We start from the raw sequence: 26,534 nt of genomic DNA, 5'->3' as shown, positions 1-26,534 counted from the left end.
GCGTCATAAAATTCATATCAGTTCTACTCCTATGTGTGAGCACATTGCTGGCGCAAAAGGAAAAACCTCTATATGAAGTCTATGATTATGCGCCTGATATAGCCTATGAAGACATCGAAAGGCGATATAATAATTTAGATCTAACGATAGATATTGCCTTCAACGATCGTGTAGATGCCTTCGTCAACTACTTCACTGTTAGAGACAGGGATTATACCCGTGAAATGCTCAGAAGAAAGGAGATTTACTTTCCCATCTTCGAGAAGTATCTCAAAGCCTACGATCTGCCCCAAGAGCTTAAGTATTTGCCCATTATAGAAGCCGGACTTAACCCAAAAGCCACATCCGGCCCTCAAGCCGTTGGACTGTGGCAATTTATGGCTCCGACAGCCCGAGAAAGAGGCCTAAAAATAGACTGGTACATCGATGAACGGATGGACCCGGAAAAATCTACTGAAGCTGCCTGTCAATACATCAAATGGCTATACGGTGTATTCAAGGATTGGAAACTCACCCTGGCAGCTTATAATAGTGGCATTGGTAATGTGAAGCGAGCCATAAGGAGAGCCGGCTACCGGAACGATTTCTGGAAGGTGTATCGCTACCTGCCACGCGAAACACGCTCATACGTACCACAATTCGCAGCCATTGTATATGCAATGGAATATGCTGACGTTCACAATATCTACACCGAAGACCCGCTGTACCCAATCGATTTTGATATTGTCAAAACCAATCAATTCATCTACTTAAAGGCATTTGCTGAAGAAAGTGGTATCCCCTTGGAAACCTTAAACCAGCTGAATCCTGCAGTGAAGAAAGGAGCCATCCCTGCAAAAGCAAAAGATTTCGAATTGCGCATTCCAAAAGCAAGCAAATCCAATTTCTTAAAGAATGAAACTTTCATTTTGGCCAAAGCTGAAGCGGCTAAAAGCGAATTTGAAAAACTGGCTAAGAATATGCCTGGAAGCACATTTGGTAAGGAAAAAGTTGTCTATAGAGTCAGAAGCGGAGATGTCTTAGGTACTATAGCCAGAAAACACGGTGTTAGGCTTAGAGATTTAAAAGCCTGGAACAATATCCGTGGTTCATTGATACGAGTCGGTCAAAGGCTGAATATTTACATTGGCCCTGATTTCTATGAAAAGAGCACCGTCAGATTGGTCAACCAACCCATCCCCGATTCGAAGCTCCATGTCGTACAACCAGGTGACACCTTATGGGATATCTCCCGTATGTACAAAGGGTTAAGCATTGACAAAATCCGGCAACTTAATAACCTCAAAAGCAGTTCTATCAAACCGGGAATGCCGTTGAGGGTAGGGTAAAATATTCAATCAACTAAACTTTTAGTAGATTTTTCTTGTTATTCCTCTGATTAATCATTTGTTTGAACACAGACTAAAATATTGACTATGAAAAAGCTTTTAGCCCTTTTGTTTATAGCCAGCCTTATTGCTTGTAGTGGAGAAAAAGATCAACAGGAAGTAGGCGAAGAAAAAGAAGGTAATGCAAAGAATACTTCTTTTTTACCTGATGCCACTGGTGAATCCGGAGAAATTGTAATAATCATTAACAAGCGTAAGTATGATGGTGCATTAGGGGAAGCCATCAAAGAGGTTTTCAGGGAAACTGTTCCCGGGTTGACAAGGCCAGAGCCAATGTTCACTATCCGTGTCATAGAACCTTTCGAATTCAATCGAATCTTCAGAGTAGCAAGAAACCTAGTCTATGTCACTTCTTTTGAAGGTAGTTCTGCTGCCGATAAGTGGCTTCAAGGAACTTTCAGTGAGACCTCCAGAGAACGAATCTTTAATAACCCAGACCTCTTTATGCAAACGTCTGAAGATCAATATTCAAAAGGACAAAAGATACTTCAGCTCTTTGGAAAAGATGATGCTTCATTGATCAAAAACTTAAAAGAGAATAAAGGACTGGTTCAAAACTTCTTCAACATAGCAGAAAAGCAGCGACTCGCACGTACGATTCAAATGTCGACTGCCTCAAAGGGAATTCTTCGAAAAGTCAATGACCGACTGGGGATTAACATCAAAATCCCGGCAGGCTATGAGCTTTCCATGCTTGAAGATGACTTTATGTGGGTAAGAGCTTTACCAGCAGTTGGCCCAAGCAAAAACCTTTTTGTTTACAGCAAGCCTTATACGTCTCAAGATGAGTTCAAGTACGAAAACATTATCAAGCTGCGCAATGAGGCTGGGAAGAAGTATATCTATGGAGACCCAGAAAACAAGGAGTCTTATATGATTACTGAAACCGAATATATGGATCCGGTTTTCAGAAATATCAATTTCAATGATCAGTATACGGTAGAAATGAAAGGTGCCTGGAAAACCAATAACTTTTCAGTTGGAGGTACTTTCGTGAGCTACACTTTTGTTGATGAGGGCACAGAAAGATTGTACTACATCGAAGGTTTTGTGATCCACCCAAGTGAAGATCATAGAGAGCTGATTCGTGAAATGGAATCCCTGCTGACAACCTTTAGAGTGAGTTAGCGAAAATCCTTCTCATTTGACTGAGGTTAAGGTATTCTTCTTAATTTTAAACATTATGGCAAGTTGAACTTGCCATTTTTATTTTTAGCTACTTTAACCCAGTCTATGTACGCTTATCTCAAGGGAAAACTAGCCCATAAAGACCCCACTTTTGTCATTCTTGACATTGGCGGTGTCGGATACGAGGTGAAAATATCGCTTAATACATTTTCCAAAATAAAGGATCAGGAAAACATTCAATTGTACACACACTTTCATGTGAAAGAAGATGCTCAAACCCTGTTTGGCTTTTCCGATACGCATGAAAAACAGACTTTTTTACATTTGATCTCCATTTCAGGAGTAGGTCCCTCCACTGGACTTATGGTACTCTCCTCATTGAATCCTGAGGAGGTAGAACATGCCATTTTGAGTGAAGATGTAAGAACAATTCAGGCCGTAAAAGGCATTGGAGCAAAAACCGCCCAACGCATCATTTTAGAACTTAAGGATAAAGTCGGCAAAGACAATGTAGGTGGCGATCTGCTGAACCTACCAATTTCTAATAAAAATACTACACGAAACGAGGCCCTTGCAGCGTTAGTAACCTTAGGCATTAATAAAGCCGCTGCGCAGAAGAGTATTGACAAGATTTTGAAGGAAAGCTCCAGCGATATAAGCCTCGAACAATTGATAAAATTAGCACTCAAAGCAGCTTGAGGTATTTTCTTAAGACTTGATACAACGTAGGAAAATATTAGTCCTCATATTTTTTGGAGTGATGCTTACCAGCATTTGCATGCCAACCTATGCCCGTGATTTACAAACACAGGACACAACCAAGGCAAAATCGGATACCAGCAAATATGTAAAATCACCTTATCCGAAATACAGGTCCATCTACCCTTTGGGTGACCCATTATTCAGACCACAACTGAGATCTCCTCTATGGTTTAATGGCGGAAGTCATCTTAAGAAGAATATTGCCCTGGATACCGGCAAGAATCTCATTTTTAGTGAGCAAATTGGAGGCTCACTCTACCGCCCTCCTACGCTTGTCCCATTTAATCAAGCGGTACAAAAGTCACTTCAACTAGGAAATAGAAACTTCTTTAGAGAAAAATCAAAAGCGCTAGATGGGGAAAGTGCCATCAGTAATAGAGGCCAACTTATCCCTCCTATTGCACTAAACCCATTCTTTGATAGGCTTTTTGGAGGAGATCAAATACTCATCAATACCAATGGCTTTGTGCAACTAGATCTTGGAGGAAGGTTTCAAAGAGTAGATAATCCGGCCATTCCTATCAGACAACAGCGGAATGGAACTTTTGAATTTGATCAGAACATCCAAATGAGTCTCCAAGGTACCATAGGTTCTAAATTAAGGCTCAATGCCAACTTTGATAACAATAACTCCTTTGACTTTGAGAATGAACTGAAAGTAGAATTTAGCGGATTGGAATCAGACATTATTAAATCCCTAGAAATCGGTAATGTGAGTATGCCGATCGCCAACAGTCTAATTCAGGGAGGACAAAATCTATTTGGCTTCAAAACCCAATTGCAGTTCGGCAGACTTTACGCCACGGTACTAGCCGCCTCTCAGCGAGGTAGCTCCGAATCCATTGAAATAGATGGTGGAGTTCAGCGGAGCGAATTTGAAATTAGAGCATCGGACTATGATGAGAACAGGCACTTCTTCCTTGGCCAGTTCTTTCGCAATAACTACGAAAACTGGAACCAAAGCATACCCTCCATTATCTCAGGTATTCAAATTAGCAGAGTAGAAATCTATATTCTCAATCGATCGAATAACACGCAAACCTTAAGAAACTTTGTAGGATTTATGGATTTGGGTGAAGGTGATGTATTCCAAAATGGGAATCCCTTTGTCGGAAGTGGTGCGAATAACGCTCCTACAAGCAATAGTGCTAACAGTCTATTCCAAAATTTGCAAAACAATCCTAATCTCCGACAGGCCGATCAGGTAAGTAGCTTACTTGAAAGTCAAGGTTTGGAAAAAGGTCAGGACTTTGAGCGAGTGACTGGAGCTCGAAAACTCGATCCTGCCGAATATACATTCAATAGAGAATTGGGTTTCATCTCTTTAAACAGACAGCTTCAAAACGATGAAGTGCTTGCCGTTTCTTACGAGTATAATTTCCGAGGTCAAAACTTCAAGGTGGGTGAGCTCACAGAAGACTATCAGAATAGGTCAGAGGACGAGGTAATCTTTCTCAAACTTTTGAGACCGAATAAAATCAATACCCAAGTACCCACCTGGGATTTGATGATGAAAAATATCTACAACCTCAATGCTGCTCAAATCGATAGACAATCATTCCAGCTCAGAGTGATCTATAGAGATGATGATACTGGCATCGACAATCCTAGTTTACACGAGGGTCAAAACACAAAAGATATCCCATTGATAGAAATCATGGGCTTAGATAGGCTTAATCAAAACGGAGACCCCCAGAAAGACGGCAATTTCGATTATGTCGAAGGTATCACCATCAATCCAGACGGGGGTTATATGATATTCCCAAAACTAGAACCTTTTGGTCGTACGCTGGATGAACAATTTCTACCTAGTGAACAATTCCTTAGGGAGAAATATGTATTTGATACGCTCTATCGAACGACCAAGGCCGATGCTCAACTCGTTTCTCGTCTGGATAAGTTTTTCATCAAAGGAAGCTTGCAATCAGGTTCCGCTAGCGAAATTAAGCTAGACGCCTTTCAAGTGGCTGAGGGCAGTGTTGTGGTTACCGCAGGAGGCACCCCTCTTGTTGATGGCCAAGACTATCAGGTGGATTATGCTCAGGGAAAAGTCACCATCATCAACCCATCGATAGCCAATTCTGGAAAGAAAATTAGGGTGACCTATGAAAAGGCTGACCTATTTAATTTTCAAGCCAGGAACCTTCTAGGTGCCAGGTTCGACTATGTTTATAATGAAAGAACCAACGTAGGACTCACTTTAATGCACTTAAATGAAAGGCCTCAAATTACTCGTATCGGAATTGGTAATGAACCGGTCAGTAATACCATGTGGGGGCTTGACGTGAACTACAGTGATGACTCCAGACTGTTAACCAAATTAGTAGATGCATTGCCATTTATTGATACCAAGGCACCTTCCAAATTGTCCTTTAGCGGTGAGTTCGCCCAATTGATCCCCGGCACTTCAAATCAAGTAGATGGTGAAGGCACCTCATACATTGATGATTTCGAAGCCACGGTCACCCCTTTTAGCCTTAGTAGCGTTCAGGCTTGGCGCCTAGGGGCAACACCAAAAACAGATGACAATCGTTTTGATCTTTCCAGTCAAACACCTGATAGACTTGGCGCAAATTATAGGCGAGCAAAGATTGCCTGGTATACTGTAGACAATGTTTTCTACCGTTCAACTGGTCGTGCCAGGCCAGAAAACATTACACCTGAAGATTTAGAGAACCACTATGTCCGATCTGTCGGTCAAAATGAGGTGATCAATCGAGATGCACAACAAATCATCGTCAACGAACCTACCCTAGATATTGCCTACTACCCTTCCGAAAGAGGCATGTACAACTATAATCCAAACCTTAACAATGATGGATCATTACCGAACCCGGAGCAAAACTATGGAGCGATTACCAGAGCAATCACTAATGAGGTAGACTTTGATAAAACGAATATCGAATACATTGAATTCTGGATGATGGATCCGTTCATTAATGTTACTAATGGAGACCTCAACAACCCTAGAGGACTTATTGATGACGGTATCAATACGCCAAGAGCCAACACCACTGGAGGAAAGTTAAGGTTTAACCTAGGAAGTATTTCTGAAGATGTTATGCGCGATGAACGTCATGCATTCGAGCAAGGCTTGCCTACCGATGGCTCAACTGATCCTGATGATGTGATAACCAACGAATGGGGCCGCGTAACCCGACAGCCTTATCTGAACCCAGCTTTTGACAATACGGCTGAGGCCAGGACAAACCAGGATGTTGGTCTAGATGGAATTCAAACCACTGAGGAACAGACATTCTTTCAAGACTATCTTAATGCCCTAAATCTAAGTCCTCAAGCCAGACAAGCGATTCTTGACGATCCTTCAAACGACAATTTTCGCTACTACCTTGGGGATGAATTTGATGCGGCAGACGCAAAAATCCTAGAACGATACAAGCGATTCAATGGAATGGAGGGTAACAGTCCTATTTCTGCTGGAAGCCAGTTATTTACTCCATCAAATTCTAACCTACCAGACAACGAAGACCTCAACCGAGATAACACACTTGCTGACTTGGAAGAGTATTATGAATATGAGATTGATTTAAGACCAGGAGCCTTACAGGTCGGAAGAAATAATGTGGTTGATAAGATCACGAGATCAGTCAATGGTGATGACGTTGATTGGTATCTTTTCAGAATTCCCGTTAGAAAACCGGATCGTGTTCAAGGAAATATTAATGGATTTAAGTCAGTACGATATCTAAGAACTTACCTCACAGACTTTTCTGAACCGATCGTGATGAGGATGGTAAATTTCAGACTTGTGGGAAGTCAATGGAGAATATTTAATGAAAGTCTCTTTGAGAAAGGACTGTTTGAAATCCCAGAACCTTCTGATCCCAACTTCACCGTTTCTGTAGTCGGCTTTGAGGAGAACAGTCTGGGTGGCCAAGGCAGACCGCCATATGTATTACCTCCTGGTATCATCCGCGATAGAGACAATACTTCAGCAGTTCAGAGAAGAAGAAATGAGCAGTCCCTTCAGTTAAGTGTTGAGAATCTTCGTGATCGGGATGCCAGAGCGGTATTCAAGAATGTAAGTCAGGACATGGTCAATTACGGTAGACTCAAGATGTTCCTGCATGCGGATAGCCCTGATGAAATTGCTCCCGGTGAAGTGACAGCCTTCTTGCGACTCGGTACAGACTTCACAGAAAACTATTATGAGATTGAAGTACCATTGACCATGACCTTAGATGGACAAATATCGCCAAGAGAAATCTGGCCAGAAGAAAATGAAATAGATGTGGCTTTCAGCAGTCTCTACGAGGTTAAAGCCAATCGAAATCGATCAAATGCCAACCTGAGCCTTCCATTTACAGAACAAGTAGGTCGATATAACATTACCGTTGTGGGCAGACCTGATCTTAGCACAGTCCAAACATTAATGATCGGTATGAGAAACCCAAGTTCTGTGGACTCAGAACCGAAGACCTTCTTCTTATGGGCAAACGAGCTAAGAGTTACCGATTTCGATAGCAAATCAGGCTTTGCTGCCAACGCGAGATTAGACGCACAGTTGGCTGACTTAGGAAATGTTTCGGCTTCCCTACGTCACTCATCCATTGGCTTTGGAGCGATCTCGGATAAGATTTCTGACAGAAGCAGAGAGCGCACTACCCAGTATGACGTATCCACAAGGCTGAATCTACACAAGTTCTTCCCTGAGGACTGGGGCTTGGAAATACCAGCCTTTTTCAGTTTTGAAAGATCACGATCAGTACCACAATTCGATCCACTAGATCCAGACCTACCCTTGGACGATGTACTTAACTCATTTGACACCGAGGAAGAAAGAGATGACTATTTCGACAAAGTGGTTGACGTTTCTAACCGAAGAAGTTTGAACTTCTCAAATGTTCGGAAGAAACGTACGACAGAGAAACCAGCAATGCCATATGACATTGAAAACTTCAGTTTCACCTACGCTTACAATGAAGTAACCCGAAGCAATATCAATACAGCTTCTTATGACTATCGAAATTATCGAGGTGCGGTTAACTATGCCTACCAACCGAAGGAAGTGAATATTCAACCATTCAAAAATGTTGACTTTTTAAACTCCAAGTGGTTAAAGCTCATCAAGGATTTCAATTTCAATCCCGTACCAAATTCGATTATCGTCAGTGCCAATTTGAACAGGAGTTTCCTTAGAACTCAGCTCCGAAATGCAGAGTTAGGCATCGAAGGAATTGATCCGTACTTCGAAAAGTCATTTACTATGGATCGCGCTTATGCTTTGAATTGGAATCTGGCAGAGCGCATAACACTAGATTATACGGCAAATGCCAGAGCGATTATAGATGAACCAGAGGGTGACCTGGATACCGAAGCCGAACGCGATTCGGTTTGGAATAACCTGAAAAGCTTCGGAAGAATTAAAGACTTTAATCATAATATAACTGCCACCTACACCCTACCCTTTGATAAAATTCCACTCACAGAATGGATCAGTGCGGACCTTGGTTACAATGCGACATTCAATTGGCAGGCTGGAGCCATTGGACAAAGAGACACACTGGGTAATAACGCCAATAACACACGTGAATTTACACTCAGCGGTAAACTGGATTTAGTCAGTCTATATAATAACATCGGTGCTCTGAAGAAAATAAATTCACCCCAACGGAGTAGATCAAGGGCGCGATCCGTCAATACAGCTCCAGACACAGTGAAGACTAGAAAACCTCTGACAGAAATCCCATTTGTAAAAGGCTTCTTGAGGACATTGATGTCAATCAGAAGTATTGACTTCAATTATAATAAATCTGAGGGCACAGTACTCCCCGGATATATGCCAGACGTATTCTTATTTGGCCTCGATCGGGATTTCTCCAACCCAGGGTTTGGCTTTATTTTAGGTGGACAAGACCCAGGTATTAGAGACAGGCTAGTACGAAACGGTCAATATGCACCAAGTGAGTTTCTTACTACTCCCTTTGGCCAAAACAGGGCTACAGTATTTTCCTACAATGCCGCAGTTGAGCCATTTCAGGACTTCAGAATAAATCTAACCGGCCGAAAGACATTCACAGAGAATTATCAGGAGATATTCAGGAATGACGCTGATGCTGACGCATTCATTAGCGTGAACCCTAATAGATCAGGGACTTATAACGTCTCATATATCATGCTGAAAACAGCATTCGAGAAGGACAATGATGACAACGAATCTCCCTTGTTTGCCAATTTTGAAAACTACAGGTCTGTTGTCAAAGACAGACTTGACCTGCTGAATGAAGCTGGCACGTACGACATAAATTCTCAAGAAGTGGTAATCCCTGCTTTTGTGGCTGCATATAGTGGTAAAGATCCAGAAACCGTCAATACCAGTCCATTTCCAAAATTCCCTATTCCAAATTGGAGTTTGAACTACAGAGGGCTTTCAAAAATTAAAGCCTTAAGCGAGATTTTTACCAGCATTAACTTGTCCCACTCCTATGCCAGTAGATATGATGTCAGCAACTATGTCAACTCTCCACTTTATACGCTGGGACTTACCTTGGACAATAGTGTAACAGATGCAGGTCTTGCCAACCAGTTTAATGAAAACGGTGCTCTCGTACCTGTCTACCTGGCACAACAAGTGGTGCTATCAGAAACAATGGCACCATTCCTAGGACTTCAGGTCAAAACTAAAGGCAACTGGGATCTAAGTTTCGACTATTCTAGAGAACGTAACATCGCGCTGAATCTATCCAACATTCAGGTGACAGAACTCACTTCAAATGCGCTTCAACTGAATGTAGGCTTTGCCAAGACAGGTGTAAAAATACCTTTCCGAATTAATGGACGAAAAGAGAGCTTGCCGAACGAACTCCGATTCAATATGCTATTCACGGTTAGCGATAGCAAAACCGTTCAAAGAAGGATTGGAGAATCAACAATTGTGACAGATGGAATTCGGATTTTCAGACTCAGTCCAACACTTGATTATAATATCAGCCAAGCCCTTCAATTGACACTCTATTTTGATAGAAATGTTAACGACCCAAGAGTGTCAACCAGTTTCTTAAATGCCAGAACTTCCTTTGGTGGGAGAATTCAATTCAATTTGTCTCAATAATTCTGCAATTCTCATGAAAGCGTGTATTTTTGAGGCGCTAGAAAATCCAGATTATGAATATACCATCAGAACTCAAATACACCGAAGATCACGAATGGATCAAAGTAGAAGGTGATATCGCCACAGTTGGCATCACCGATTTCGCTCAAGGCGAATTAGGAGACATTGTTTATGTCGAAATTGAAACTGAAGGAGAAACCATTGATGCAGGCGAAGTGTTCGGTACTGTAGAGGCGGTAAAAACAGTATCAGATCTTTTTATGCCTCTCTCTGGAGAAATTGTTGAGTTCAACGAGAACCTGGAAGACAGTCCTGAAACTGTTAACGAGAGTCCTTACGAAGATGGTTGGATGATCAAGATAAAAATCAGTGATGCCAGCGAGGTTGAGAACCTAATGGCAGCTGAATCTTATCAAGCTCATATTGGAGGATAATATCCAGACTGGACAGAAAAATTGGCTGTACTTAATGCCTGCAATAATTTGGGCATTAATATTGGCTTTTCTGATGCTATTGCCTCAAGAGTCCTTTCCAGAATCAAAATTACTTTCTTACGATAAATTGGCCCACATAGGCGTATTTGCTTTACTCAGTGCGCTTTTACTATTTGGAGGACTCAAAACTAAGTTTTTAGGCAAAACTAAAACATCTTTGCTAGCCCGATCGTTAACTATAAGTATAGTTTATAGTACTGGGTTAGAATTTCTTCAGAATTTTTCACCTGGCCGATCAACAGATTTGTACGATTTAATCGCAAATGTCGTAGGGGCTATTTTTGGTGTATTAGTTTTTTATATATTTAACAAAAATAAGTTTGCGATTTATAAACTAATGTTATAGTTTTAAAATCTAACCCGAAAATTATGGAAGCCAAAAAGACTCCGCAAGCGGACGTAAACAAGAAGTCAACCATGTTTATCATGGTCGGTCTGATTGTCAGCCTCGGAATCACATTAATGGCCTTTGAGTATAAGCAATACGATGAAGGTGAGTTGATGGATTTGGGAATGGCAGATGACGATTTTGAAGAACTAACGGAAATCCCTCCTACGGAGCAACCACCTCCACCGCCACCGCCAGTGAAGCAACCTCAAATTATTGAGATCCCTGACGAAGAAGAAATCGAGGAAGAGATTGAAATCGATCTTGACGTTGAAATTACTGAAGAGACTGAGGTAGAAGAAATTGTTTTCGAAGAAGAACCAGAAGAAGAAGAAGCCGATAAGGTATTCTTGGTTGTTGAAGAAGACGCTGCTTTTCCTGGTGGACCGGGAGCATGGAATAAATTTCTTAGAAAAAACCTAAAGTACCCTAAGCAAGCTAAAAGAATGGGTATTGAGGGTAATGTTTACCTTTCTTTTATCGTAGACAGAACCGGAACCATTTCTGATATTGAAGTGATCAGAGAAGTTGGTGGCGGATGCGATGAAGAGGCTGTTAGAGTGCTAAAAGCATCTCCAAAATGGACTCCAGGTAAGCAAAGAGGAAAAGCTGTTATTCAGCGAATGACTTTAAGAATCGTATTTAGACTTAAATAATATTAAGGGCCCACAGAGTTGGGTCTTTATTTTAAATTGTATAACTAAATTATTAGTTATTAAACTAAAAATACAGCTATGGAAAGAAAGAAAACAATACAAGCCGATCTTTCACGTAAGTCAGCCCTATTTATGATGATAGGCCTTGTGATCAGCCTAAGCATAACAGTTGCCGCCTTCGAATGGAAAAATACTAGCATGGGTGATTTAATGGACTTAGGAACATTAGATGATGACTTCCCTGATATACTAGAAATACCACAAACTGAGCAACCTCCCAAGGACCCTCCCAAAGTCAAACACTTTCAGATCATTGATATTCCAGATGATGAGGAGATTGATGAGGAAATTGACATTGACATAGATGTAGATATCACAGAGGACACTGAAATTGATGATGTCGTTTTTGAGCCAGAACCTGACGAGGAAATTGCAGAAACAGTTGTGCTCTTTCCTGAGCAGCAAGCATCATTCCCTGGAGGACAGAAAGCTTGGAGAAAGTTTCTCAGAGACAACCTCAAATATCCTAGGCAAGCACAACGCATGAATCTAAGTGGTGCCGTCATGCTATCATTTGTGGTAAACAAGGAAGGAATGATATCGGATATAGAAGTGATCAGGGAAGTGGGAGGCGGTTGTGACGAAGAAGCTGCAAGAGTACTCGGTTTATCTCCAATGTGGAACCCCGGCTTACAAAGAGGAAGAGCTGTAAAATCTCGGATGACCATACGCGTAGTCTTTAGTCTGAGATAGTCCATTTTTTTTATATGTATGAACTAAATAAATAGTTATGGAAATCAAAAAGAATCGAAACATTGACTATAACCTTCACAGACCATTATTACTTACAATAGGACTTGTTATAAGTACCCTTCTGGTCTCAATGACCTTCAATATCAGGTCTAGCTATCAACCTGAAGTGTTACCAGTACCAGACTTTCCATTTGATACCTACATACCTCCTATTCCCATTACCGAGTTTGATCAGCCGAAAAAGCCACAGCTGTCTAAGCCCAAACTTCCTAAAGCTATGGTCATATCAGAAGTACCCAGGATTGACACGCGTAAGATTCTCGAGCCATCGCCTGAGCCCATTCAAGATATAATACCAATGGTCGCTGAAGAGCCTCCAATGCCACCCGAAAAGGCAGTGAGGGAGTTTTTAATAGTCGAAGAACAAGCTTCCTTTCCTGGAGGAAGCCAAGCATGGATGAAATATTTAAAAAAGAATTTTAAGTACCCAAAACGCGCAAAAAGAGCCGGCATCGAAGGGAGGGTCTTCCTCAGTTTCTATGTTGATACCGAAGGCAATCTATCTGATATAGAAGTGCTTCGAGGCATAGGAAATGGATGTGACCAAGAAGCCATCAGGGTTCTGAAGCAATCTCCTAAATGGAACCCTGGTAAACAGCGTGGTGTGCCTGTCAAGTCACCTATGACATTATTTATCACCTTTAAACTCAAATAAAAAAGGAGCCTTAAGGCTCCTTCTTTAAATAATATTCAACAACTGTTCCTTTATCTTCTCTAGCTCATCTTTCATATTGACTACCAACTTCTGTACAGGTGCGTAGTTGGCCTTAGAGCCAATGGTATTAATCTCTCTACCTATCTCTTGAGAGATAAAGCCCAGCTTCTTCCCTTGGGAATCCTTCTCCCCAATAACCTCATTGAAGTAAGACAGGTGATTAGTAAGACGGACAATTTCTTCACTGATATCGAACTTCTCGATATAATAAATCATTTCCTGCTCAAACCGATTTTCATCGAATATATCTGAGGTAGATAGTTCCTGTTGATGCTTTTGAATCCGTTCTTTGATCACGAGTACTCGTTCAGGATCATGGACAGCTATTTCTTTCAAAAACGTGTCAATATTGGCGATATAGTTTTTCAATTCCTTCTCAAGTGTGGCTCCCTCTTGCATACGGAATTCATCTATTGCCTTTATCGCCTGTTGAAAATGCTCCTGAATAAAACCCCACTGCTCCTTCAGTAACTCCTCATCTTCCATTTGAGGGATTAGAACGTCTGGACTGTGCAATGCAATTCGAAAAAGATCTTCCTTGGCGGCTCCAACCTCGTCCGCCAAACGTTCAAAATCACTATAGTAAGCCTTAAAAAGGGATTCATTTACCTGCTGTGCATCTACGCCTCCCTCTTCATTGACTAAGTCAATGGACAAGCTCACTTTACCTCGATTCAAGCCTTTGGCCAATTGGCTTCTCAGCTCTAATTCCTTATCTAAAAAATTCTTTGGGATTCTTATTTGAGCGTCTAAGAACTTAGAGTTCAATGACTTTAACTCAACCGTCACATTGTAACCACTTCTTTGTCCCCTGGATCGGCCAAAGCCGGTCATAGATTTTAGCATATATTTTTCGTCTAGGGCGTAAAAATAGACGAATTAGCTCGTTAATAAAACAGGATTAAAAATCGTATCCGACAGATAATTGAAAAGTAGGGCTTAGCACAGAGAAATTCTGGATTGGGAAGGAAAAGTCCAGTCTCGAATAGAAGCCCAACAGCATAGTTCGCATACCAACTCCGGCAGTCTGTAGCCAAGGGTTACTGAAGTTATTGATCACGGCAGAAAAAGGTGAACCATCAGTTCTGATCTCTTCAATGTTCTGATTATTGCGTTCTTCAAAAGGTGATAAGTCGTCCCATGAAGAACCTATATCATAGAAACCAATGATCTGAAGATTTTTCAAGAAGTTAGACTTCAAATCGCTATTGATCAAAAGCTGATCAAGAGGAAAACGAAGTTCGCCAGAGAAAGTCATCACATTTCTCCCTTGGAATGTGTTATAATCATAGCCTCTAAGATTGACAAACTGGTTAAAGAGTATATCACTCTTGTTTGGGTTGACACCAGTGTTGTTCACCACTGAAGTAAAAAGGGGTTGAAAGGCCAAATCATCGGTTTCAGGATCTCGAATCTGAGTGCTATTGAAAAGCCAATTATCGATACCTCCCAGATAATACCGTTTAGGAGCCTTACCGAAATATGATCCAAAATAGAATCGTGCAGCCAGGTAAATACCTTTGTTGATTTTTTGATAGTGCCTCACATCCAGTTCAACATTATTGAAGCTTCTGCTGGCAGCATTAAGTCCACCATGTGCTTCAAATGTAAGCTTTGCTCTAGTGCCCTCATGTAAATTAGTACCCACTACAACGCTATTATCGAAAACTAAAGTTGAGGTTAATCCCACGTAAGAGGCGGTCGCATTGGCCTCATCATTAAAACGCGAAGGATTTACCGCTGGATTAGGAATCAACAACCTAAAATCCCTATCAATAAATCGCGTCTGTGTATAAAAAGGATTGGCTTCAACTCTCAAAAGCGGATTGATCGGGTAACTAAAGCCCAACTCGATACGATTTAGATTATAGCGCTGATCTAAGAAAGTTGTTCTGTCCCTTGTTACGATTGATTGTCTGAAGTACTTCACTTTTGCATCAATTCGATGCTTCAAGTATTCATATTCAGCATAGATATCGTAACCTTGGTTTAGACTGATAGGCACAAGAAGTCCACCACGTAATCTATGATTTTCAAGATAATCATTCATCTGAATCTCAAATAGCTGAGAAAACGCCCTTAATTCATCAATGACAAATGTGGTCAGGAGATTATCAGTCTGGAACCTGTTTTCATAGAGCTTAGGCCCCTGAATGCGTTCTTCTGACTCACTATTTTGATAGATATTCAAGAATCCCCTTCCGGCTGTAGTAGGATCGTCTTTGGGCTTCTCAAATTGATAATCTCTCGTATCGACCTTAGTCTTCCTGTTGAACTGATAGTTCTCAGTATCAATTGCCCCCGCCTTCAATGAATCAAGCTTTTGCTCTGGTGGTCTTACTTGGGTAAACTCTATACTGTTTTGAATAGAATCCACCAATGCAGGATCAGAAGCGATTCGTGCTTTCCTTTGTTCTGCTAATATCTTGCTTACTTCCAGGGCCCTTCTTGGCGTGACAGAACTAAAAGTAGAAGTCACTCCATCAAAACTCTGGTAAAAAACACCTTCCTTTCCATCAGAAATGGATATATAAGCAAGTCTACGGTTTCGGTAGTCGTAAGAATAATCCTTAATGCCATATGAGAAATTACTCACCTGGGTACTAATGGAATCAAGACCGTTGTATCTAAATATGTTGTGAATTCCCTGCTGATCACTTAAATAATAAACGTCAGTTGTATTAGGAGCAAATGACTTCACATTAGAGGCAAGTGCATTCGTAAGCTTGTTAAATGAGCTATCAGGGTAGTCTAAATCGTAAGAGAACAAATTAAACTGATTATCATCCACCTCATCCAGACTCAAAGGTCCTGTAACGAAGACGCTATCGGACTTTCTATTAGAACTAAAAATGACCTGATTTGTACCCGGGATATACGAAATGTCTCGCTCATCAAAAGTATCATTAGTGATTCTTCTGACCTGGCCTCTCACGAGGTTATAAAGAAAAGCATCACTAACTCCGTTGATGTCACCAGTCATGACAGCCTGTCGGCCACCTTCTTTAAATTCAAAACTCTGAATATTAGAGAGGAGTGGAATCCGTAATTTTTGTTCCCCCTTCACTCCCATTCTCTTCACAGCCAATACATTAAACCCTTCTTCGACATAAATAATACCTAAAGTGGTGGAATCCGCCCAACTCAAAAGGGGCAATGTACGATCAACTTCCTGGTCGATTAGTCTTAAACCTGCTTTATAAATGTTTGAGGTAGTCTGGCTCCTTGTATTGACTACATCAATTTCGAAACGTCCATCCAACATCTTAGCATATGCCAGATAACTACCACTTGAATTGAAAGCAACATCAGTGAAAATAGCAGAGGATCTATTCTTGCCGCTAATGATATAATCCGAATTAGGTACTTGAGTATCTTGGCTTATAACAGTCTTGGTGGTTTCATAAAAGTCTCTCCAATCATCCAAAAACTGACTGTAAGGAACTCCCAAAGTTCTTTCAATACTGTTCTCTTCATTACGAATGATCCGGGCCAGATTTAAGATATTGGATATGCTTCTTTGACCATATCGCTGGGTCATATAGTTCCAGAGTGATTGACCCAACAACAAGTTCATTTGTGGGCTTAACTTCTGAAACTTATTCTGAGTATTATTAGCAATGAAATCCCTTACTGCATCGTCCGACTCCTTTGTCCAACCATAAGCGATAAAACTAGATATCCCGCCCGTAAACCATACTGGGATTGGAGATGTCAGTGAGCTCTGAAACATTTCAGCAATGTTCCCGCCATATAGCATTTCTTGTATGAGCATATCTGTGATCGAGAACATGACTTTCTTCTTGAACGATGCGAAGTCACCTGTATTCGCTATTTCTACTTGGGATTGGACAAAATTTGTCTGTCCACCAACTGTAAAGTCACTGCTCCGGAGTCCAACATTGCTTTGTTGCTTGTCAACAACAGAGTTGTATAAAAACACCCTTGTTTTCGCAAAAGGGAAATAACCTATGGTCTCTGTTATTTTACTGAATTCGGCCTCGAGGTATTCAATTGTTCTATTGGCCATAGTGCTACCATTGCCATAATAATAAACCTCAAAATTTTCCGAACTGTAGAAGCTCCAGTTGAAAGTCTTATACTGAACCCTATTCTTGCCGAACTCTTCCTTAAAAGCTTGTGCATTCAGCGATTGATTCGCCAAGAAGCATAGAAGTAACAGGCATACTGCCGGCAATCTTAGTAAGGCTTTTTTCATAGAAGTGACGATCCCCAAAGAATTTTTAAAATAACGAAAAAAAGCGTTCAATATTGACCTCTTTATCCAATTCATCTCCCTGCTCTAAGTGAGCTAGTAGTTGTTTAGCGTAAAATGGAGCCAAAGAAACACCCTTTGCTCCTAGCCCATTGAAAATTACTAGGTTACTAAATTTTGGGTGCCTGCCTACAAAAGGCTTTCTGTCTTTTGTGGCAGGTCGAATACCTACTTTTTGATCAATTACCTCAAAGTCGAATTTCACCAGTTCTTTCAGCTTATTAACTAACTCATCTTTGGCTTCAGAAGTTATAGCTTCTTCAAGGTTTTTATTGTCATAAGTGGCACCCACCTTACAAATACCATTAGAAAGTGGGATTACGAATACCCCCTTGTTATATATAACACCGAAAACCGCATTTGTCCTTATATAAAGAAGTTCACCTTTAACAGGTCTTAGTGGTAGCCAGTCAAAGTGGGGGTTGTTTTGAACCGACTTCCCATCGCTGAATACAATGCGTTTTGCACTAACTTCTTTATACCTAATACCCCCATCTTCGATAATAAGCTGCGTATGGTCGAACTTATCATTTAGAAACAACCCTTCGGCTTTAAGGTATTCTCGGTAACAGCTAATGAGCTTATCCGTATGAACATAGCCACTCTTATTCAGCAAAAGTCCACCACAGTCGTTGCTAATATCATCTGTGAAACTCGGAGTACTCTTTATTTCTTTAACGTAAGGAGCATAACTAGCCTCGGCACTTTTGCCCATCCATTCATTAAGTACTTCGGTGGAAGGGAAAGGTCTATAAATGGGCATCTCGACAAGAAATTTCTGCCCCAACTTCTCTTCCAATGATCGGTAAAATGGTATTAGATATTCAAACAGTGGATCGCAGTTCCATGTCTTAACCAATTTTCGACCAGTAATGGGGTTATAAAGGCCAGCTGCAACTTTTGAAGAATTAGAGAGTGTCGGGTCATCTATCACTAAAACCGTTTTCCCTGAACGGAGTACGTGTTCGCAAAAAACCGTTCCAGCCAAGCCTTGCCCTACAACCAAATAATCCACCTGCATGGAGCGAAATTAAATGAAGTATTTTTGATAAATGCGGTTTATTAAATGAAATTTAAGCCGAATACGAATTCAAGCTATGCAGGTAAAAGCCTTCACTTTTAACCCATTTATGGAAAACACTTATGTTGTCCATGACCAAACCAAAGAAGCTGTAATTATTGACCCTGGCTGTTATGACCCAAGGGAACAGCAAGAACTCATTAGTTATATCGAAGACAATGGATTAGAAGTGAAGTTAATACTGAATACCCACGGCCATATTGACCATGTCTTGGGTAATTACTTCGCGAAAAATCACTTCAATGTTCCTTTATGGATTGGTGAAATGGACCTTGATACCCTACGATCGGTTGAAGCTTATGCCCCTAGTTATGGCTTTCAAAATTATCAAGCCATATCTCCTGACAAGCTTTTGAAGGCGGATGAGAGTATCAGCTTCGGAGATTCGCGTTTGGACATTCTATTTGTACCAGGGCATGCACCTGGCCACATTGCTTTCTATTCGGAAGGTTTTATCATTGGCGGAGATGTACTTTTTGACGGTAGTATAGGACGGACTGATCTGCCAGGCGGAGATTTTGATACGCTAATTGCCAGCATTCATAACGAGTTCTTCAAGTTTGATGATGATACCGTTGTTTACTCTGGTCATGGAGGGACAACAACCATTGGAAAAGAAAAAGCCACTAATCCTTTTTGTGCAATCCGATAGATGCTCTGGTTTAGGAAAAACATACCGAACCTATTTACCCTAATGAATCTCTCATTAGGTGTATTGGGTATTCATTTGATCCTGACAAGCGATCCGACAGTTGAACCCACCATTCATTATTTCATCTTTGCGGCAGCCTTCTTTGATCTTTTCGATGGTTTGTTGGCCAGGAAACTAAATGTAGCTTCACAATTTGGAGTGCAGCTTGATTCTTTAGCCGATTTGATCACCTTTGGAGTACTTCCTACATTTATTTATGCTCAATATGTCCAACTTGAGGGCTGGGGTCTCTTGCTTCTTTTAGTTCCTATCTGTTCAGCTATAAGGTTGGCGATATTCAATACTGACAATTCTCAAACAACCAGTTTTAAAGGAATTTCAACTACTGCACATGGCCTGTTTGCAGCAGTTTTACCCATTATTTTATATCACCAATCCACTTGGTTTGGGGAGTACTTAGCGGATAATGAGATGGCTATTGGGGTTTTGGCCTTGTTCTTTTCATTTCTGATGGTTTCCCCTGTTAGAATGATGTCTTTCAAATTTGAAAACCTCCGTTTTATAGACAATTGGGATAGGATTTTACTCATACTGACCTCCCTTATTCTCATAATACTGTGGCAATATGATGCTGCTCCATATATTATGATCATATACATTGGTTTGTCTTTTACAAGTTATTTCAAAGGGGTTTCTTCCAATAGCGAAGGCTAATTATCGTTATCTTTCAGAGTTATTTCCCTAAAGGAATTTGCTGAACCTAAAATCAACCATAACATTTCTATTTTGCCTGCTTCTGGCAACATCCATCCTTGGCCAAACCAACAGCGTTTTGAGTTCAGGCAAGTGGGTAAAGATGGAATTCACTGAACCTGGGGTCTATAAGATAGATCATAATACCCTGAATGAACTTGGATTTACACCAGCTGAACTAGACCCTCGCAACATTGCCATTTATGGAGCCACAGGAGGAATGCTTCCTCAGTCTTTGTCTACAGATAGACCCTCAGACTTAGTTGAAAATGCCATTAGGGTAGAAGGTGAAGAAGACGGCATCTTCAATGAAAACGACTTTATTCTCTTTTACGTGGATCAAGTCGACAACACAAACTACGATGAGCAATCAGGTAGTTTTGAGGTCACCAAAAACCTATATGCTACAAAGAACTATTACTTCATTACTGTAAAGGATATGAATGCCAAGAGGCAAAACACACTCGACAATCTCGGTACTAATCACCCCAAGCTTGATTGGTATAATCGTTTGATATACCACGAAGTTGATGAAGTCAATTTGCTAAGTTCTGGTCGCGAATGGCTAGGCGAGCAGTTCAACACTCAGAATACTCGGACATTTAATCATGATATATCGTCCCTTGCGCCCAATCAAGAAATTGATATTTCACTGAATGTTGTCGCACAATCCTTCAGCTCATCTAGTATGGATATTGAAGTCAATTCCACCAACATAGGAGAGCTTAACTTCAGCGCCATCCCGAATACTCAGTACGGTATTAAGGGTAATTCACGATCGGGCAACTATAAGGTCCCATCAAATTCTATATCAGGGAGCAACCTAACGCTTCAAATGGTATATGATCAATCTGGTGCGAACAACGCTGTAGCTTATTTGGATAACTACTTATTGAATATACCAACCGAATTAAGCTACAATGGAAGCCCCATTCTATTCCGAAACATCCAGTCACTCGATCAGGCGATAACAACTTATGAACTGACCAATGCCTCGAGCAACCTTGAAGTATGGAGGATAACGGAACCTACAGAAACGGCTCTACAAAACACGAGTTTCAGTAACGACATAATGAGTTTTGGCGCTTTTTCGAACGAACTCGAGGAATTCATCATCTTTGACCCAAATAACTTACCATCACCTGAGGTATTTGAAGAAGTTGAAAATCAAAATCTTCATGGAGCTCTATCGGCAGATTTTATCATCATCACCCATTCAAGCCTGCTAGATCAAGCAGAAAGGTTGGCAACTTTTAGAAGGTCCCATGACCAACTGAATGTTTTAGTGACAACAGTCAACAAAATTTACAATGAATTTAGCTCAGGTCGACAGGATGTAACCGCCATTAGAGATTTCATCAAATGGCAATATGACCTGGGGGACTTGAAGTATGTACTCTTCTTAGGCAAAGGCTCATATGATTACCTAGATCGACTCGAAAATAACACCAATTTAGTCCCTACCTACGAATCAAGAAACTCGATTCACCCACTACTTACCTACTCTTCTGACGACTACTTTGGGTTTCTGGATAACACTGAAGGTGAGTGGGTGGAGTCTTCTGCAGGAGATCATGAATTGAATATTGGCATTGGAAGGATACCGGCTACCAGTAATGCCCAAGCCAAAAGAGCCATTGACAAAATCATACTATATCAGACGGATCAACGTGCCTTCGGAGACTGGCGAAGTAAGCTGGTCTTTATTGCCGATGATGGAGACAATAACAGACATCAAAAAGATGCTGATGCTCTGACACAACTCATTGACTCCACATTCATTGACTTTAGTATCGAGAAGATATATCTCGATGCGTTTGAACAGATCAGGTTACCGAACGGAGAAACCTCTCCGAGCGCAGAACAAGCTATTATTGATGCAGTAAATGAGGGTGCACTCATTGTTAACTTCACAGGCCATGGTTCAGAAACTGGCTGGATGCAGGAACAGGTACTGACCTTTGACCTAATGGAAAAATGGAGGAATACTTTTAGTCTACCATTTGTTGTCACCGCGACCTGTGAATTTGGCCGAAATGACGATCCCAATACCTTCTCAGGAGCTGAAAACCTTCTTTTTAAGAATACTGGGGGTGCAGTTTCAATGGTAACTACCGCAAGACCCGTTTTCTCAAGTACCAACTTTGACCTGAACACAGCGTTGTACGGCTCAGTCTTACGACAGGAATCCGGTCAGTATCAACGATTAGGAGACATCATCAAATTCACCAAGAACAACAGTTTGCGTGGTAGTCTCAATAGGAACTTTATTTTATTAGGTGACCCCAGCATGCGCTTGTCCTACCCTAATAAGACCATTGAAATCGAAGAAATTAACGGAAATACTCCAAATGCCAGTGACACTATTCGCGCACTTCAACGTGTGGTTATAAACGGAAGAGTGTTGGAAAATGACGATGTGGACACAAACTTCAATGGTACATTAAGCTTTAGCCTTTTTGACAAGGCGAATGATAAGGAGACGTTGGGAAGTGATGGAGATTCCTTTAGCTATCTAGAAAGAGATAGTGAGCTTTTTCGAGGAACTGGTCGGGTTGAAAATGGCTCGTTTCAAGTGGAATTTATTGTTCCTAAAAACATTGATTATAGTTTCGGAAATGGCAAAATGGTTATCTATGCTATAGATAATAACTCACAAATTGATGCGCTTGGTACATCCGTTGACTTTGTAATTGGAGGTACCGCTGAAGACTTTGTAGTCGATAATATCCCCCCGACTATCGACCTATTTGTTAATGATACTACACAGACCATACAAGAGAAGTACGATCCTAACATAAACCTAATTCTAAGACTTTTTGATGAAAGTGGTATCAACATCTCAGGCAACGGCCTTGGTCAACACATTAACCTTAATGTCAATGACTCTATCAATTACAACTTGAATGATTCTTATAATGCAGACCTTGATGATTTTCGGTTTGGTCACCTAAGTTTTGAAGTAAGTAATCTGCAGCCTGGGCCCAACAGAATTGAAATTAAAGTTTGGGATACGCATGGGAATTCTTCAATACTTACTCAAGACTTAATCATTGATGAAAATACTTCGAACATCACAGTAATAAAAAACAGTCCTAACCCGTTTAGAGAAGAAACACACTTTAGTATTCAACATTTGATGTCGGGCGAAAACCTCGAAGTGGGGATTGAGATAAGAAATACTAATGGAGAACCAGTTACCGCGATTTTTAATGAAATATTAAGTGCGGAAGAAACAATCACTGTCCCTTGGTCTGGCACAAATAATTATGGTCAAAAACTCAACCCAGGAATATATATTTACGCTATCAAAATCTACTCTAAAACCAGTGGAAAGTCAGGAGTCAAGCGCCAAAAACTCATTATTTCAAATTAATTATATAGTACTATCTTTGAACAAAAATTTCATGCGCCTTAGAGCAAGCATTTTCACCTTTCTAATCTTGTCCCTATTTCTTGCACCTGCTTTGCGTGCGCAAAACTCCATTGGAATTAACGGACAGGACACAACTATCAACGTAATAACTACTGCTGTTCCCTTTCTGTTAATTGCACCAGATCCTGTTTCTGGGGCAATGGGTGATGTAGGTGTTGCGACTGACCCTGATGTAAACTCTACATTCTGGAACCCAGCAAAACTAGCCTTCATCAATAAAAACGGAGGTATTGGACTCACTTTTACACCTTGGCTTAAAAAGTTTGTTGATGATATGTCGGTCTCCTATTTGACCGGATTCAAAAAACTTGACGACCAACAGGCGATCGGAGCTTCCCTAACCTATTTCAATCTTGGAGATATTCAATTGACAGATGGAGCGGGGAATTCAATTGGAGATTTTACCCCCAGGGAATTTGCCTTGTCGGCAACCTATTCGAGACAATTAAGCCGCAAACTCAGTGTTGGCGTCACAGGAAGGTATATCTATTCTAACCTTTCAGGTAATATCACAACCAGCCCTGTTACAGACCCAAAACCAGGAACTAGTATTGCAGCAGATATCGGGGTTTACTATAAGTCCGAATTGATGGTCTTTCAGAAACAATCCCAACTCTCCTATGGAGCTTCCATCAGTAACATAGGCTCAAAGATTTCTTATAACAGTGCTGATGAAGAGGATTTCATTCCGACCAACCTAAGGATTGGCTCTGCCCTTTCTTCATTCCTGGACCCATATAACAAAGTGACATTTGCATTAGATTTTAATAAGTTGATGGTTCCTACACCGCAGCCTGATGGTTCAGAACGTGACAAGTCCCTTTTGGCAGGAATGTTCGGTTCATTTGGTGATGCACCAGGGGGCTTCAGCGAAGAGCTTCAAGAAGTTTCCATTTCATTCGGTGCGGAATATGAGTATAAAGAAACCTTCGCCATTCGCGCAGGGTACTTCTATGAGCATAGAAATAAAGGGAATAGAAAGTACTTTACAGCTGGCTTAGGTTTTAAAGTAGACAAGCTTGAGTTCAACTTCTCATACCTTGTACCTCAATTCCAAGAGCACCCTCTCGCTGAGACACTCCGCTTCGGAGCTATCTTGGATTTATCTCGCCTTTCAGACGACAACTAGTCCATGATTCTCGATCGTACGATTCCTCCTTTAGTACATGACGTGACTGATGTTGATTTACCAATTATTCGATCGGTTTCAGTTAATGGAATAGATACGCACTCATATCTTGATCAGGGATCGGGTACATTTAAAATTGAACTTCTGACCAAGGGAAGTCAGTTGTATTCAAAGACTTCGGCCCTATCTCAATTGGCTGTTCGGCTCCTAAATGAAGGGACAAAATCAAAAACTGGTGCAGAACTCGCTGAGGCAGTTGATTCTATCGGGAGTTTTCTGGAAATAAATCCAGGGTTCGATTATGCCACTATTTCCATCTATGGCCTCGCAAAGTATTTCGAAGAAAACCTTCAAATACTATCAGAACTCGTCTATCAGCCAGACTTCTCAAACACCAGCTTAGACAAGCTAAAGAATCGCGAAGTTGATAAACTGAAGACAAACCTTGAGAAGAGCAGTTATATATCGTCCATCAATCTTCGCAAGAGTCTATTCGGTTCACGACATGCATATGGAAGGCACTTGCAGACCACTCAGCTCTTATCTGTTACTGTTGACGACATTACAAACTTCCATAAGAATCACACTGAGAACTTTGATGTGTATATAGCTGGTGATCTACCAAGTAACTTCGAAGAACTAATTGGGAGATATCTTCAGCCGTTTACCGGTTCTAAACAGACTCCTGACATTTCAAGCCCTGTTGATAAAGCTGTCGATAGTTCTTATAAAAACCCAAAATTCGTCCAGAGCTCAATCAAGTTGGGTAAACGTCTTTTCAATCGTGCTAATCCCGACTACTTCAAATTCATTGTTCTGAATGAGCTATTAGGTGGCTTCTTTGGCTCACGTTTAATGAAGAATATTCGTGAAGAAAAGGGTTTTACTTATGGTATTCATTCAAATCTGTACTCTCTTCTTCATGACGGTTACTTTCTTATCGGCACAGATGTGAATAAGGAGAATGAGCAGGAGACTATTGATGAGGTCCTTAAAGAAATTCAACTTCTGCAATCTGATCTTGTAGGTAATGAAGAGCTAGATACCGTGAAGAATTACATGATCGGAGTTTTTCTAAACTCTTTTTCTTCCCCTTTCGCCCAAATAGACAAGTTCAAGACCCTGCACTCTCAAGGTATTGATCACAGTTTCTATAGTCGCTATGTGTCATCTATCAAGGGTATCTCAGCTGAAGTTTTGATGGAAACGGCCATTCAGTATTTGAAAACCAACTCCTTAACGCTCAGTGTGGCTGGAGCCTAATCTACCTTCTCTCTTCTTTACCGTTTCATTCGCCACTGGTTTTATCTGAATATTGGGTATAAAAAAACCCTTATCTGTTATGGATAAGGGTTTTTAATAAAAATCTGGCGACTACTTACTCTCCCACCGGTAAAGGCAGTACCATCAGCGCAAGTGGGCTTAACTTCTCTGTTCGGAAAGGGAAGAGGTGGACCCCACCGCTATAATCACCATAAAATCTTAACTGTAGTTTTAAGGGGTAAGGATTAAGTCTTAAGGCTCACCTTAAATCTTTATCCTTATACCTTATCACTAACAGTGACATATTAATTGTAAGAGTATCACACAAAAAAGTGTTTGGCGCCACCTACTGAACAAGTCAGTAGGTGGCCTACGGAAAGTTTACGGGTAATTAGTACTGCTCGGCTTTGACATTCCTGCCTTTACACCTGCAGCCTATCAACGTCATCATCTATAACGTCCCTTATAAAGAAGTCTCATCTTGAGGGGAGTTTCGCACTTAGATGCTTTCAGCGCTTATCTCTTCCC

17 protein-coding genes and 2 rRNA genes (1 of these 19 running past the window's edge) are annotated in these 26,534 nt (G+C 40.9%); 14 read left to right on the top strand and 5 right to left on the bottom strand.

The window, feature by feature from the left end; genetic code table 11:
- Positions 1 to 35: 35 nt before the first annotated feature.
- From BFP97_RS00230 to BFP97_RS00190, 9 genes are all read left to right on the top strand, one after another.
- Positions 36 to 1,328 (top strand): lytic transglycosylase domain-containing protein, encoded by a 1,293-nt coding sequence (locus BFP97_RS00230; protein ID WP_139135129.1) that lies wholly within the window; start codon positions 36 to 38, stop codon positions 1,326 to 1,328.
- A gap of 87 nt (positions 1,329 to 1,415) precedes the next feature.
- A complete protein-coding gene (locus BFP97_RS00225) occupies positions 1,416 to 2,516 on the top strand; it encodes a DUF4837 family protein (RefSeq protein ID WP_069840488.1) in 1,101 nt (366 codons plus the stop codon).
- 105 nt (positions 2,517 to 2,621) lie between these two features.
- Positions 2,622 to 3,215, top strand: coding sequence for a Holliday junction branch migration protein RuvA (gene ruvA / locus BFP97_RS00220; RefSeq protein ID WP_069840487.1), 594 nt, complete (start codon positions 2,622 to 2,624; stop codon positions 3,213 to 3,215).
- Positions 3,216 to 3,294: 79 nt separating this feature from the next.
- Positions 3,295 to 10,350: a cell surface protein SprA gene (gene sprA / locus BFP97_RS00215; protein ID WP_139135128.1), complete on the top strand. Its 7,056-nt coding sequence runs from the start codon at positions 3,295 to 3,297 to the stop codon at positions 10,348 to 10,350.
- A gap of 53 nt (positions 10,351 to 10,403) precedes the next feature.
- Positions 10,404 to 10,784, top strand: coding sequence for a glycine cleavage system protein GcvH (gcvH, locus tag BFP97_RS00210; protein ID WP_069840485.1), 381 nt, complete (start codon positions 10,404 to 10,406; stop codon positions 10,782 to 10,784).
- A complete protein-coding gene (locus BFP97_RS00205; protein WP_069840484.1) occupies positions 10,774 to 11,190 on the top strand; it encodes a VanZ family protein in 417 nt (138 codons plus the stop codon). The genes gcvH and BFP97_RS00205 overlap by 11 nt, the downstream gene beginning before the upstream one ends.
- 23 nt (positions 11,191 to 11,213) lie before the next feature.
- Positions 11,214 to 11,888: an energy transducer TonB gene (locus tag BFP97_RS00200; RefSeq protein WP_069840483.1), complete on the top strand. Its 675-nt coding sequence runs from the start codon at positions 11,214 to 11,216 to the stop codon at positions 11,886 to 11,888.
- Positions 11,889 to 11,966: 78 nt separating this feature from the next.
- Positions 11,967 to 12,641: an energy transducer TonB gene (locus BFP97_RS00195; RefSeq protein WP_069840482.1), complete on the top strand. Its 675-nt coding sequence runs from the start codon at positions 11,967 to 11,969 to the stop codon at positions 12,639 to 12,641.
- A gap of 37 nt (positions 12,642 to 12,678) precedes the next feature.
- Positions 12,679 to 13,356, top strand: a complete 678-nt coding sequence (locus BFP97_RS00190) for an energy transducer TonB (RefSeq protein WP_069840481.1) — start codon at positions 12,679 to 12,681, stop codon at positions 13,354 to 13,356.
- Between the two features lie 24 nt (positions 13,357 to 13,380).
- On the opposite strand, the gene BFP97_RS00185 is transcribed toward BFP97_RS00190, so the two are convergent.
- From BFP97_RS00185 to BFP97_RS00175, 3 genes are read right to left on the bottom strand one after another with little or no spacing between them, the layout of a single operon-like run.
- Entirely contained in the window at positions 13,381 to 14,262 is an 882-nt protein-coding gene (locus BFP97_RS00185; protein WP_069840480.1) for a YicC/YloC family endoribonuclease, read from the bottom strand.
- A gap of 55 nt (positions 14,263 to 14,317) precedes the next feature.
- A complete protein-coding gene (locus BFP97_RS00180; RefSeq protein ID WP_069840479.1) occupies positions 14,318 to 17,635 on the bottom strand; it encodes a hypothetical protein in 3,318 nt (1,105 codons plus the stop codon).
- Positions 17,636 to 17,660: 25 nt separating this feature from the next.
- Positions 17,661 to 18,713 (bottom strand): NAD(P)/FAD-dependent oxidoreductase, encoded by a 1,053-nt coding sequence (locus tag BFP97_RS00175; protein ID WP_069840478.1) that lies wholly within the window; start codon positions 18,711 to 18,713, stop codon positions 17,661 to 17,663.
- A gap of 76 nt (positions 18,714 to 18,789) precedes the next feature.
- On the opposite strand from BFP97_RS00175, the gene BFP97_RS00170 reads away from it, so the two are divergent.
- Genes BFP97_RS00170 through BFP97_RS00150 form a run of 5 tightly spaced genes read left to right on the top strand, consistent with a single transcriptional unit; the run spans position 18,790 to position 26,006 of the window.
- On the top strand, positions 18,790 to 19,425 hold the full coding sequence (locus tag BFP97_RS00170) for an MBL fold metallo-hydrolase (RefSeq protein ID WP_069840477.1): 636 nt from the start codon (positions 18,790 to 18,792) through the stop codon (positions 19,423 to 19,425).
- Positions 19,426 to 20,139 (top strand): CDP-alcohol phosphatidyltransferase family protein, encoded by a 714-nt coding sequence (locus BFP97_RS00165; protein ID WP_069840476.1) that lies wholly within the window; start codon positions 19,426 to 19,428, stop codon positions 20,137 to 20,139.
- 37 nt (positions 20,140 to 20,176) lie between these two features.
- Positions 20,177 to 23,554 (top strand): type IX secretion system sortase PorU, encoded by a 3,378-nt coding sequence (gene porU, locus BFP97_RS00160; RefSeq protein ID WP_317039303.1) that lies wholly within the window; start codon positions 20,177 to 20,179, stop codon positions 23,552 to 23,554.
- Positions 23,555 to 23,585: 31 nt separating this feature from the next.
- The gene (gene porV, locus BFP97_RS00155; protein ID WP_069844131.1) at positions 23,586 to 24,743 is read left to right on the top strand and encodes a type IX secretion system outer membrane channel protein PorV; all 1,158 of its coding nucleotides are present in this window, start codon (positions 23,586 to 23,588) and stop codon (positions 24,741 to 24,743) included.
- A 3-nt stretch (positions 24,744 to 24,746) separates the two neighbouring features.
- Positions 24,747 to 26,006, top strand: a complete 1,260-nt coding sequence (locus tag BFP97_RS00150; protein WP_069840474.1) for a M16 family metallopeptidase — start codon at positions 24,747 to 24,749, stop codon at positions 26,004 to 26,006.
- Positions 26,007 to 26,108: 102 nt separating this feature from the next.
- Here the strand turns inward: BFP97_RS00150 and rrf are convergent.
- Both rrf and BFP97_RS00140 read right to left on the bottom strand, forming a co-directional pair.
- Positions 26,109 to 26,220, bottom strand: a 5S ribosomal RNA gene (gene rrf, locus BFP97_RS00145).
- 157 nt (positions 26,221 to 26,377) lie between these two features.
- A 23S ribosomal RNA gene (locus BFP97_RS00140) occupies positions 26,378 to 26,534 on the bottom strand; it runs 2,734 nt beyond the window's last position.

The organism is Roseivirga sp. 4D4, from assembly GCF_001747095.1.
Classification (GTDB): Bacteria; Bacteroidota; Bacteroidia; order Cytophagales; family Cyclobacteriaceae; genus Roseivirga.
This window is presented reverse-complemented; position numbering and strand designations above follow the sequence as displayed.